Origin of the sequence: Inquilinus sp. (assembly GCF_039594555.1) — a bacterium.
Lineage (GTDB): Bacteria > Pseudomonadota > Alphaproteobacteria > DSM-16000 > Inquilinaceae > Inquilinus.
Window position 1 is genome coordinate 1 of record NZ_JBCNNF010000241.1, and the last position, 10718, is coordinate 10718.

Annotated in this window: 12 protein-coding genes, 1 tRNA gene and 1 pseudogene; 3 read left to right on the plus strand and 11 right to left on the minus strand. The window is 70.0% G+C overall.

Annotation, left to right across the window (positions count from 1 at the left end):
* The coding region (locus ABDW35_RS23010; protein ID WP_343716214.1) for an AraC family ligand binding domain-containing protein at positions 1-325 on the minus strand (325 nt) is incomplete at its 3' end.
* 137 nt (positions 326-462) lie between these two features.
* On the opposite strand from ABDW35_RS23010, the gene ABDW35_RS23015 reads away from it, so the two are divergent.
* The 3 genes from ABDW35_RS23015 to ABDW35_RS23025 all read left to right on the plus strand — a co-directional run bounded on the left by ABDW35_RS23015 (position 463) and on the right by ABDW35_RS23025 (position 4324).
* A complete protein-coding gene (locus ABDW35_RS23015; RefSeq protein ID WP_343716215.1) occupies positions 463-1689 on the plus strand; it encodes an MFS transporter in 1227 nt (408 codons plus the stop codon).
* A 238-nt stretch (positions 1690-1927) separates the two neighbouring features.
* Positions 1928-3823 carry an acyltransferase family protein gene (locus ABDW35_RS23020; RefSeq protein ID WP_343716216.1) on the plus strand — a complete coding sequence of 632 codons (1896 nt, stop codon included), beginning with the start codon at positions 1928-1930 and terminating at the stop codon, positions 3821-3823.
* A 165-nt stretch (positions 3824-3988) separates the two neighbouring features.
* Positions 3989-4324 carry a hypothetical protein gene (locus ABDW35_RS23025; RefSeq protein ID WP_343716217.1) on the plus strand — a complete coding sequence of 112 codons (336 nt, stop codon included), beginning with the start codon at positions 3989-3991 and terminating at the stop codon, positions 4322-4324.
* Between the two features lie 36 nt (positions 4325-4360).
* Here ABDW35_RS23025 and ABDW35_RS23030 read toward each other — a convergent pair.
* The 10 genes and pseudogenes from ABDW35_RS23030 to ABDW35_RS23075 form a co-directional block, all read right to left on the minus strand.
* Positions 4361-4436: transfer RNA gene (locus ABDW35_RS23030), tRNA-Phe, on the minus strand.
* 55 nt (positions 4437-4491) lie between these two features.
* Entirely contained in the window at positions 4492-4689 is a 198-nt protein-coding gene (yacG, locus tag ABDW35_RS23035) for a DNA gyrase inhibitor YacG (RefSeq protein WP_343716218.1), read from the minus strand.
* 45 nt (positions 4690-4734) lie between these two features.
* The gene (locus ABDW35_RS23040; RefSeq protein ID WP_343716219.1) at positions 4735-5817 is read right to left on the minus strand and encodes a ribonuclease E/G; all 1083 of its coding nucleotides are present in this window, start codon (positions 5815-5817) and stop codon (positions 4735-4737) included.
* Entirely contained in the window at positions 5814-6380 is a 567-nt protein-coding gene (locus ABDW35_RS23045) for a Maf family nucleotide pyrophosphatase (protein WP_343716223.1), read from the minus strand. Before ABDW35_RS23045 ends, ABDW35_RS23040 begins: the two co-directional genes overlap by 4 nt.
* Positions 6381-6418: 38 nt before the next feature.
* Positions 6419-6637, minus strand: coding sequence for a translation initiation factor IF-1 (gene infA, locus ABDW35_RS23050; RefSeq protein WP_138885999.1), 219 nt, complete (start codon positions 6635-6637; stop codon positions 6419-6421).
* A gap of 117 nt (positions 6638-6754) precedes the next feature.
* Positions 6755-7201, minus strand: coding sequence for an ArsC family transcriptional regulator (locus ABDW35_RS23055; protein ID WP_034840646.1), 447 nt, complete (start codon positions 7199-7201; stop codon positions 6755-6757).
* 3 nt (positions 7202-7204) lie between these two features.
* Positions 7205-7702 (minus strand): UPF0262 family protein, encoded by a 498-nt coding sequence (locus tag ABDW35_RS23060; protein ID WP_343716220.1) that lies wholly within the window; start codon positions 7700-7702, stop codon positions 7205-7207.
* On the minus strand, positions 7699-8991 hold the full coding sequence (gene hisD / locus ABDW35_RS23065) for a histidinol dehydrogenase (RefSeq protein ID WP_343716221.1): 1293 nt from the start codon (positions 8989-8991) through the stop codon (positions 7699-7701). Before hisD ends, ABDW35_RS23060 begins: the two co-directional genes overlap by 4 nt.
* On the minus strand, positions 8975-9649 hold the full coding sequence (gene hisG, locus ABDW35_RS23070) for an ATP phosphoribosyltransferase (protein WP_343716222.1): 675 nt from the start codon (positions 9647-9649) through the stop codon (positions 8975-8977). Before hisG ends, hisD begins: the two co-directional genes overlap by 17 nt.
* Before the next feature lie 283 nt (positions 9650-9932).
* Positions 9933-10718, minus strand: a pseudogene (locus ABDW35_RS23075) (phosphoglucomutase, alpha-D-glucose phosphate-specific); the annotation flags it as partial.

Below are 10718 nucleotides of genomic sequence, written 5' to 3' on the forward strand. Positions count from 1 at the left end.
TGCTCATCAGCGCCGAGACGCCGACCACGCGGCAATCGGTCGGCAGGCCGGGCACGGCGTCGGGCTCGACATAGACGCTGTGGACCTTGACCGCCCCGATCGGCTGCACGTCATGGGTGACGCCACCCGGAATCCAGACCGCACGCTCCGGCGGCACCACCCAGCGCCCCTGTTCGGTCCGCACCATCAGCACGCCGTTGCTGCCGTACAGCAGCTGCGACCGCCGGTGCCGGTGCGGCAGGATCACGTAATGCGCCGGATAATCGTTGCCGAGCGCGACGACGGCGCGGGGCGCATCCTCATGGACGAAGGTGGTGTTGCGCATGGCCCACTCGCGAAACGAATAGACCAAAGCACGAAAGCAGGTCGGACGGGAAGGCGTATTCTTGGCCAAAGCCGACGGCACTCCCGCCGCCGGATGCCTCTGTGATGCGCCGCTCAGCGGCCATCGGGACCATCGGAATGACGACTGGAACTCTGGACCAAAGGTCCAACGCCGACGGAACGGTTTTCACCATCCTGGCCGCGATCAGCTTCAGCCATCTGCTGAACGACATGATGCAGTCGCTGCTTCCGGCGCTCTATCCGATGCTCGCCAAGAATTTCGCCCTCGATTTCGGCCAGGTCGGGCTGATCACCCTGGTGTTCAATATCACCGCCTCGATCCTGCAGCCGGCGATCGGCCTCTACACCGACCGCAAGCCGCAGCCCTATTCGCTGCCGCTGGGCATGGGCTTCACCCTGGTCGGCCTCATCATCCTCTCGGTGGCCACCACCTTCCCGTTGCTGCTGCTGGGCGCGGCGATGGTCGGCATGGGCTCCGCCGTCTTTCATCCGGAATCCTCGCGCATCGCCCGGCTGGCCTCGGGCGGGCGGCACGGGCTGGCGCAGTCGGTGTTCCAGGTCGGCGGCAATATCGGCTCGGCCATCGGCCCGCTGCTCGCCGCCTTCATCGTGCTGCCGCGCGGCCAGGCCAGCATCGGCTGGTTCTCCGCCGCCGCCCTGCTGGCGATCCTGGTGCTGACCGGCGTCGGCGCCTGGTACCAGCGGCATCGACGCAGCATGGCGGCCAGGCTGCGCCGCCCGATGGCGCCGATCGCCCTGTCGCGCGGCAAGGTGGGGCTGTCGCTGGGCGTCCTCGGCCTGCTGGTGTTCTCGAAATACGTCTACATGGCCAGCCTGACGAGCTACTTCACCTTCTACCTGATTCAGACCTTCGGCGTGTCGGTGCAGCAGGCGCAGATCCACCTGTTCATCTTCCTCGGTGCCGTCGCTGTCGGCACGGTGGCAGGCGGCCCGATCGGTGACCGCTTCGGCCGGAAAGTCGTGATCTGGGGGTCGATCCTGGGCGTGCTGCCCTTCACCCTGGCGATGCCCTATGTCGGGCTGACCGGGACCGTGATCCTCAGCGTCATCATCGGCCTGATCCTGGCCTCGGCCTTCTCCGCCATCGTCGTCTATGCGCAGGAGCTGGTGCCGGGCAAGACCGGCACCATCGCCGGGCTGTTCTTCGGCTTCGCCTTCGGCATGGGCGGCATCGGCGCCGCGGTGCTGGGCGAGGTGGCGGACCTGACCAGCATCGGCTTCGTCTACCGCGTCTGTGCCTTCCTGCCGCTGATCGGGCTGCTGACCGTCTTCCTGCCCGACCTGGAACGGCCGCGCGCGATGGCGGCCGCGCCGGCGGAATAGATCCGGCCTTCCCGGGGGCAGGCGGACACCATCCCCTGCCCCCCGGGCTTCTCCGCGAACGAAGCCCGCCCTGCCGGCACATCGGCACACTCGCGGCGCCGCGCTGACCGTCCGGGCACGGGCAGGGCCACAGCGGCAGTCGTGCTCGCGGACCAGCCTGCGCCCCCTGGATGGGGGATGGCGCCGCGGCCGCTTCTTTGATAGAGCGGCACGGCAACAGGCTCATTCGTGGTGCCCCATGTCGATCGGCTACCGGAAAGATATCGATGGGCTGCGCGCGGTCGCAGTCGTGCCGGTGGTCCTGTATCACGCCGGAATATCCCTGCTGGGCGGCGGCTTCGTCGGCGTCGACGTCTTCTTCGTCATTTCCGGATACTTGATCACGTCGATCCTGGCCGACGATATCCGGCGTGGCGAATTCTCGATCCTGGCCTTCTACGAGCGCCGGGCGCGGCGGATCTTCCCGGCGCTGTTCGTCATGCTGCTGGTGTCGATCATCGCCTTCACGGTGATCCTGCTGCCCTTCGACCTGCGGGCCTTTTCGCGGGCGGTGATCGCCACCGTCTCCTTCACTTCGAACATCCTGTTCTACCTGGAGTCGGGATATTTCGCGGCGCCGTCGGAGCTGAAGCCGCTGCTCCACACCTGGTCGCTGGCGGTGGAGGAGCAGTTCTACATCGTCTTCCCGATCCTGCTGTACCTCCTGTCCAAGACCGGCCGGGGGACGCGGAATGCGGCGCTGATCGCGATCGTCGCCCTGTCCTTCGCCGTCAATCTCTGGGGTGTCGGCCCGCATCCGACCGCCACCTTCTACCTGCTGCCCGCTCGGGCGTGGGAGCTGCTGCTCGGGTCGCTCCTGGCGCTGAACGTCATCCCCGCCCCGGCGGCGCGCAGCCTGCGAGAGGGCGCCGCCGCGCTGGGGCTGGCGCTGATCGCGTACAGCGTCTTCACCCTGTCCGCGACCGACCCGTTCCCCGGGTGGAACGCGGCCCCGCCCTGCATCGGCGCGGCGCTGATCATCTGGGCCGGGGCCGGCGGCGGCAGCCTCGGCGCCCGGCTGCTGGGCCTGCGCCCGATCGTCTTCATCGGCAAGATCTCCTATTCGCTCTATCTTTGGCACTGGCCGATCATCGTCTTCGTCAAATACTCGACCGACCGCGGGCTGCTGCCCGCCGAGACCGCGCTGGTCGTCGTCGCATCGGTCGCGGCCGCCACCCTGTCCTGGCGCTATGTCGAGCAGCCGTTCCGCGGCAAGGGCAGCCGGTTCGGCCGGCGCTGGATCTTCAGCGCCTCGGCCGCGGCCGCCGTCCTGCTCCTCGGCGTCGGCGGCGCCACCTATGTCACCAAGGGCTGGCCGCAGCGCTTCCCCGAGGCGATCCCGATCATCGCCAAATACGCGGATTACAAGAACAATGAGCTTTACCGCCTGGGCACCTGCTTCCGGCGGGAGGACCAACCCCCGGCCGACTATCCGGCGGCGGAATGCTATGGCGAGCCGGCGCCGGACCTGCTGATCTGGGGCGACAGCTTCGGGGCCCATCTCTATGCCGGCCTGGCCAAGGGCGCTTCCGCCAGCGATCTGCGGGTCGGCCAGGCGACGTCGCAGGCCTGCCCGCCGATCCTCGGCCTGTCGGCGTATCGCCATGCCGGCTGCGGCGCGTTCGACGACCACATCTTCGGGCTGATCAAGCAGAACCCGCCGAAGACCGTCCTCCTCTCCGCCCGGTGGGAGCTGCTGGACCGGGAGGACATCCCCCAGCTGGACAACACCATCGGCGCGCTGAAGGGCCTCGGCATCGACGTCATCGTCGCCGGCCAGTCGCCGACCTTCTATGCGCCCGCCTATGCTCTCTTCATCAAGAACATGCATGCGGCCCCGGGAACCCCGGTCGAGGGAATCGACCATGCCGAGCTCAACCGCCTGGTCGCCCAGGTGGCGGAACGCGCCGGCGCCAAGTTCTTCGCGCCGGAGGACCTGTTCTGCACCGGCACGCATTGCCGGATCGACCGGGACGGAACATTGCTGTTCTGGGACGACGGCCACCTGACGGCGGAAGGCTCGGCCTATGTCGGCGAGAGATTCTTGGATCAGTATGGCGCGGCGCTGACCGAGCAGGCCAAGGCGAAGCTGTAGCGCCAGGCGCCGCAGGTATCTATCCAGGGCCGCGCGGTGAGGGTCCGCGACACGGCCTGGAACAGCAGCACGGGGCTTGTGAACGGCGGGAGGACGGCTTTCCCGCGCTCCGCTTCGCTCTATCTTGATCCGGATGGTCCGCCGATCAGCGGATGGAGGGTCCCGATGGGCCTGCGGCGACGGCACCGGCGGCACGCGCCGGGATGGGCGATCCTGGCGGCAGCCTGCCTCGGGCCCGCTGCGGCGGCCGCGCATGACAGCTGGATCAACCGCGGCGGCTATGTCGAATACGGCACCGTCAACCATTGCTGCGGCGAGCACGACTGCACCCCCTGGCCGGGCGCGGATATCGAGGTGAGCCCGGAGGGCTACCGCATCCGCTCGACCGGCGAGTTCGTGCCGCGCTTCAAAGCGCTGGGCAGCGAGGACAGCGACTACTGGATCTGCCGCAAATCGACCGGCGCGATCCGCTGTTTCTTCGCACCGGGCCCGGGGGCCTAAGCGGCGAAAGCGCGATTGTCGACGATATGAGGAAAATGGTGCCCAGGGACAGAATCGAACTGCCGACACGGTGATTTTCAGTCACCTGCTCTACCAACTGAGCTACCTGGGCGCCGTTGGCTCCGCGGTGCGGAGGCCGTGCTTATAGGAAACCGGGCGCCGCCTGTCTAGCGGTGATCTTCATCCGGCTGCAATGTTTCTTCGGGCTCGTCCTCGGGCTTCGCCGGGATGGCGTAACTCTCTGAAAACCAATGGCCCAGGTCGATGTCGGCACAGCGGCGCGAGCAGAATGGACGGTACTGCTGCACCGTCGGCTTGCGGCAGATCGGGCAGTGCCCGCGGGTCTCGGGGGTCGTCGTGGTCATGGTCACAGAATCGGTTCGTCGGGGGCCGGGTTCAAGGCCTTAGGCTCAACCGTGAATGACATCGGCCAACGCCTGGCCGCGGCGTTCGCGGGCCAACTCGGCCAGGCCGAGCGGCGAGAGGGATTCGCCCAGCTGCACCCGCAGCGGATCGTCGGCCAGGACGCCACGGAAGGCGTTCAGCAGGGCCGCGCGGTCGCCGCCGCGGCGCATCGAGATGAAGTCGACCACCACCGTGCCGCCGATGTTGCGCAGCCGCAGTTGCCGCGCGATCTCGACCGCCGCCTCGCGGTTGGCGCGGACATGGTCGGGGGCGCGGCCGCCATCGACATCGATCACGGTCAGGGCCCGCGTCGCCTCGATGGTGATGCTGCCGCCGCAGGGCAGCGGCACGGTCGGGTTCAGCAGCGCATCCAGCGCGTCGCCCAGCGGCGCGGCGCCGGCGGCGATGCGGGGCGCGACATCGGGAACCGCCGCTTCGGCCCAGCGCTGCAGCGGCCGCAGCAAGGCGGTGCCATCGACGACGATGCGGGCAGCATCCGGGTGGTCGAGAATCAGGCGGCGGGCGGCGCCGGGCGCCGGCTCCAGCAGTGCCGGGGCGCGCGTGGCCTCGGCCCGGTCGGCGATCGCCTCCCAGCGCCGGGCCAGCCGTGTCGCCTCGTCCAGCACCGCGTCGACCGCCATGCCGGCGCTGGCGGCGCGGACGATCCAGCCGCCCTCGAGGCGCTGCTGCCACTCCCGTTTTGCCGCAGGCCCCAGCCGGCTCGACACCGCCACGCTGCCCGAGAACGGCAGGTGGATCAGCCCCGCGCCGGGCAGCGCCACGTCGCGCGTGGCCTCGGCCCCCTTCTCGGCCCGCGGATCGGCGACGATCTGCACGATCACCGGCGCGCCGGCGCGCAGCGAATCGGCCTCCGGCCCGCGCAACGGCAGGAAGGCGCTGCGGCCGGTGCCGATGTCGAGGAAGGCGGCGGCGGAGACGCGGTCGACCCGCTCGACCCGCGCCAGCATCACGGCGCCGGCCAGGCTGGGCTGCGACAGGCGCTCGGCCGCCAGGTCTGTCAGGCGGCCGTCGATCACCACCCCGGCCAGCAGCACGCCGTCCGTGGAGGTGATCTCGACCGTCTTCACCAGCGGAAGCCCGCGCCGGACAGCAGCTGCGAGGTCTCGAACAGCGGCAGGCCGACGATGTTGGAATAGGAGCCTTCAATCGCCCGGATCAGCGCCGCCGCCCGGCCCTGGATGGCGTAGCCGCCGGCCTTGCCGCGGCCCTCGCCCGAGGCGACATAGGCGTCGATCTCGTCCGGCGTCAGGCGCTTGAAGATCACGCTGCTCTGCACCAGCCGGTGGCGTGTGGTGCCGTCCGGCGCGATCAGGCAGACGCCGCCATGAACGCGGTGGCGCCGGCCGGACAGCAGCTCCAGGCACTGCCGCAACTCGGCATCGGTCTCGGCCTTGGGCAGGATCCGCCGGCCGCAGCCGACCACGGTGTCGGCCGCCAGGATGAAGGCGCCGGGCGTCCTGGCACGAATCGCCTCCGCCTTGGCCTGGGCCAGGCGGCGAGCATGCGGTCCGGGCAGCTCGCGCTTCAGCGGGGTCTCGTCGAGATCGGCGGGCAGGACCTGGTCCGGCACGATGCCGATCTGGCGCAACAAATCGAGACGCCTCGGCGAGGCCGAGGCGAGAACAAGCAGGTCGGTCCTGCCCGTCCTTTCCGGATCGGGCACGGCTGTTACTTGAAGCGGAAGGTGATGCGACCCTTGGACAGGTCGTACGGGGTCATCTCGACATTGACCCGGTCCCCCGCCAGCACCCGGATGCGGTTCTTGCGCATCTTGCCCGAGGTGTGCGCGAGAACTTCATGGTCGTTGTCGAGCTTCACCCGGAACATCGCGTTGGGGAGAAGCTCGGTCACGGTGCCCGAGAACTCGATCAAATCTTCCTTGGCCATCCAAACTCGCCATTTTGGGAATCCGCCCAAGAAGTGGGCGACCGGCCCTGCCGGGTCAAGAAATTTGTGCGGTTTTGTGCCGCGTTCCTGCTATTCGCGGCCCCCGGGACACTGCCGTCACGCCCGTTCCTTCGCCCGCTCGCCGAAGCGCTCGCGGATGCGGGCCAGCAGGCTGTCGCGCACCTGGCGGAAGGCAGCCATCCGGGCCTCGCGGTTGCCCTCGACCACGGTGGGGTCGAAGGTGTTCCAGAACTCCAGGTCGCAGGCGGTGGTGCGGGTCATCTCCACCGCCCGGTGCTGGGCCTCGGGCGACAGCGAGATCACCAGATCGAAATTGTCGTCGTCGAGGTCGTCGAAGCCCTTCGGCCGGTGCCGGCTGAGGTCGATGCCGATCTCCTTCAGCGCCGCCACGGCGAAGGGGTCGGGCTCGGTCTCGTCCGGCCGCACCCCGACGCTGTCGACGAAGATGCGCGACCCGGCCACATGCTTGAGGATCGCCTCGGCCATCGGCGAGCGGATCGCGTTCTGGGTGCAGACGAAGAGGACGCTGGTCGGCCCCGCCATCGGTCACCCGCGGATCTGCAGGACGCAGAGCAGCGTGAACAGCCGCCGCGCCGTCGCATGGTCCATCGCGATCCGGTCGGCCAGCCGCTCGCCCAGCAGCACCGAGCCTTCGTCATGCAGGCCGCGGCGGCCCATGTCGATCGCCTCGATCCGGGACGGCGGCGCCGTCTTGATCGCGGCGTAGTAGGTCTCGCAGACCAGGAAATAGTCCTTGATGATCCGGCGGAACGGCTGCACCGGCAAGGCCACCCGCTCGGGCTCGCCGTCCGGCCCCTGCCCGCTCGCGATCTCGAAGATCAGCCGGTTCTCCTCCATGCGCAGGCGCAGGCGGTAGGGTCCGGGCGGGCCCCGGACCAGGCGGAAGCTGTTCTGCTCGATCAGGTCGTGGATGGCGACCCGGCGCTCATGCGCCACCTCCGGCGACCGGCGGACGGCCGCGCTCTCGTCGATCACGATCTCGACGAGGCGCCCCGCCTCCGAATCCCCGGCGTCGCCGCTCATCCCTTCAGCCGCTGGGCGATCGACAAAGCGTGCGCCTCCAGCCCCTCGGCCCGGGCCAGCCGCACCGCCGCCGGCCCGACCCTGGCCAGGCCCGCCGCGTCGCAACGCACCAGCGTGGTGCGCTTGACGAAGTCGAAGACGCTGAGGCCGCTGGCGAAGCGGGCGCTGCGCGCGGTCGGCAGCACGTGGTTCGGGCCGGCGACGTAGTCGCCCACCGCCTCCGGCGCGTGGCGGCCGAGGAAGATCGCCCCGGCATGGCGCACCCGGTCGGCGATGCGGTCCGGGTCGGCGACCGCGAGCTCGAGATGCTCCGGCGCCAGCCGGTCGATCAGCGCCGGGGCGTCGTCCAGCGAGCCGACCACGATCACGCCGCCCTGCTCGCGCCAGCTGGCGCCTGCGATCTCCGCCTTCGGCAGCCGCGCCAGCACCCGGTCGACCGCCGCGGTGACGGCATCGGCGAAGGCGGCGTCGTCGGTGATCAGCACCGACTGGGCATGGGCGTCGTGCTCGGCCTGGGACAGCAGATCGACCGCGATCCATTCCGGGTCGTTGGCGGCATCGGCCACCACCAGGATCTCCGACGGGCCGGCGATCATGTCGATGCCGACGACGCCGAAGACCTGGCGCTTGGCTTCGGCGACATAAGCGTTGCCGGGGCCGGTGATCTTGTCGACCGGGCGGATGCTGGCGGTGCCGTAGGCCAGCGCCGCCACCGCCTGGGCACCGCCGACGCGCCAGATCTCGGTCACGCCGGCGCGCTCCGCCGCGGCCAGCACCAGCGGGTTCAGCACCCCGTCCGGCGCCGGCACCGCCATGGCGATGCGGCCGACCCCCGCCACCTTGGCCGGGATCGCGTTCATCAGCACGGAGCTCGGGTAGTTGGCGAGGCCGCCCGGCACATAGATGCCGACGGCGTCGATCGGAGTCCAGCGGGCGCCGAGGCCGATGCCGTCGGCATCGACATAGTCCAGGGACGGCAGCTCGGTCTTCGCATGGAACGCCTCGATCCGCCGGGCGGCGAGGTCCAGCGCCGCCAGGATCTCGGCATCGACCTGCGCCTTGGCGGCGGCGATCTCCTCGGCGCCGATGCGCAGCGTCTCCGGTGTCAGCCGGACGCGGTCGAAGCGCTCGGTGTAGTCGATCAGCGCCGCATCGCCGCGCGCCCTGGTGTCGGCGACGATCGCGGCGACGGCGCCGGCGACATCGGCATGGGCGCCGCGGCGGGCCGAGACGAAGGCCTCGAAGTCCCCGGCGAAGCCGGGCGAGCGGGCATCAAGACGCAGCGGCATGGACGGCATTCCGGAAGCGGTCGACCCAGCCGGCGATCTCCTCCGGCCGGGTCTTGAAGGCGGCGCGGTTGACGATCAGCCGCGAGGTGACGTTGGCGATGTGCTCGATCTCGCGCAGCCCGTTGGCCTTGAGGGTCGAGCCGGAGGAGACCAGGTCGACGATGCGGCGGCACAGGCCCAGATTCGGCGCCAGCTCCATCGCCCCGTTCAGCTTGATGCACTCCGCCTGCACCCCGCGCGCGGCGAAGTGGCGGCGGGTGACATGCGGGTATTTGGTGGCGACGCGGATATGGCTCCAGCGCCTGGGATCGTCGGTCTCGGCCAGGTCCACCGGCTCGGCCACCGCCAGGCGGCAGGCGCCGATGCCGAGGTCGAGCGGGGCGTAGAGCTCGGGGTAGTCGAACTCCATCAGCACGTCGTTCCCGGCAACGCCGATCTGCGCCGCGCCGAAGGCGACGAAGGTGGCGACGTCGAAGGACCGCACCCGGATCAGCCGGATATGCGGATGGTTGGTGGCGAAGGACAGGCCGCGATGTCGTGGGTCGTCGAAGGCGGGCTCCGGCTCCAGCCCGGCCTGCGCCATCAGCGGGCGCAGCTCGTCGAGGATGCGGCCCTTGGGCAGGGCGATGGTCAAAGGATCGGGGACGGTCGAGGACATGGCGCCGGCTTCCGCGAGAACGGCCGGCACCATAGCCGAAAGCGCGGCCGCGAGACCAGAAGAGCCCGCGACTCGCCCATGCGCGAAGGTGGGAGCGGCTCGGGGAGAGAGGCACCGCCCTCCCCCTCACCCTCCCATTCGCCAACGCGAATGGGCCCCTCCCTCTCCCCGAGGAGAGGGCAACGAATGCCGCGACCCGTTCACCTCTCCTTGGGGAGAGGTCGAAATCGCGTCAGCGATTTCGGGTGAGGGGGGCGGCTCCGGCCCGTCCGCCGGCCGCCCCCTACCCCTGCCCCGCCGCGGCGAAGGCGCGGGCGATCAGGGCCTTGGCGTCGTCCTGCACCCGGCGCAGATGGTCCTCGCTGCGGAAGCTCTCGGCGTAGATCTTGTAGACCTCCTCGGTGCCCGACGGCCGGGCGGCGAACCAGCCATTCGCGGTCGCCACCTTGATGCCGCCGAAGGGCTGGCCGTTGCCGGGCGCCTTGGTCAGGGTCTGGGTCACCGGGTCGCCGCCGAGCTGGCTGGCGCCCAGGCTCTCCGGCGTCAGCGTCTTGAACACCTGCTTCTGGGCGCTGCTGGCCGGGGCGTCGGCGCGGGCATACCAGGAATTGCCCAGCTCCTGCGTCAGGCCGGTGTACAGTTCGCTCGGGTCGCGGCCGGTGACGGCGGTGATCTCCGCCGCCAGCAGGCCGAGGATGATGCCGTCCTTGTCGGTGGTCCACACCGTGCCGTCCTGGCGCAGGAAGGAGGCGCCGGCGCTCTCCTCTCCGCCGAAGCCGACCGAGCCGTCGCTCAGCCCCGGGACGAACCATTTGAAGCCGACCGGCACCTCCAGCAGGCGGCGGCCCAGCTTGGCGGCGACGCGGTCGATCACGCTGCTGCTGACCAGGGTCTTGCCGACGGCGCTGTCCGCCCGCCAGCCCTTGCGGTGCTGGAACAGATAGGCGATCGACGCCGCCAGGAAGTGGTTCGGGTTCATCAGCCCGGCGGTGCGGGTGACGATGCCGTGGCGGTCGGCGTCGGTGTCGTTGGCGAAGGCGACGTCGAATTTTTCCCGCAAGCCCAGCAG

Coding starts and splice junctions, on each gene's coding strand:
- hisG (WP_343716222.1), bottom strand. CDS start 9,649: ATGTCCTCGACCGTCCCCGATCCTTTGACCATCGCCCTGCCCAAGGGC.
- infA (WP_138885999.1), bottom strand. CDS start 6,637: ATGGCCAAGGAAGATTTGATCGAGTTCTCGGGCACCGTGACCGAGCTT.
- yacG (WP_343716218.1), bottom strand. CDS start 4,689: ATGACCACGACGACCCCCGAGACCCGCGGGCACTGCCCGATCTGCCGC.
- hisD (WP_343716221.1), bottom strand. CDS start 8,991: ATGCCGCTGCGTCTTGATGCCCGCTCGCCCGGCTTCGCCGGGGACTTC.
- ABDW35_RS23015 (WP_343716215.1), top strand. CDS start 463: ATGACGACTGGAACTCTGGACCAAAGGTCCAACGCCGACGGAACGGTT.
- ABDW35_RS23020 (WP_343716216.1), top strand. CDS start 1,928: ATGTCGATCGGCTACCGGAAAGATATCGATGGGCTGCGCGCGGTCGCA.
- ABDW35_RS23055 (WP_034840646.1), bottom strand. CDS start 7,201: ATGGCGGGGCCGACCAGCGTCCTCTTCGTCTGCACCCAGAACGCGATC.
- ABDW35_RS23025 (WP_343716217.1), top strand. CDS start 3,989: ATGGGCCTGCGGCGACGGCACCGGCGGCACGCGCCGGGATGGGCGATC.
- ABDW35_RS23060 (WP_343716220.1), bottom strand. CDS start 7,702: ATGAGCGGCGACGCCGGGGATTCGGAGGCGGGGCGCCTCGTCGAGATC.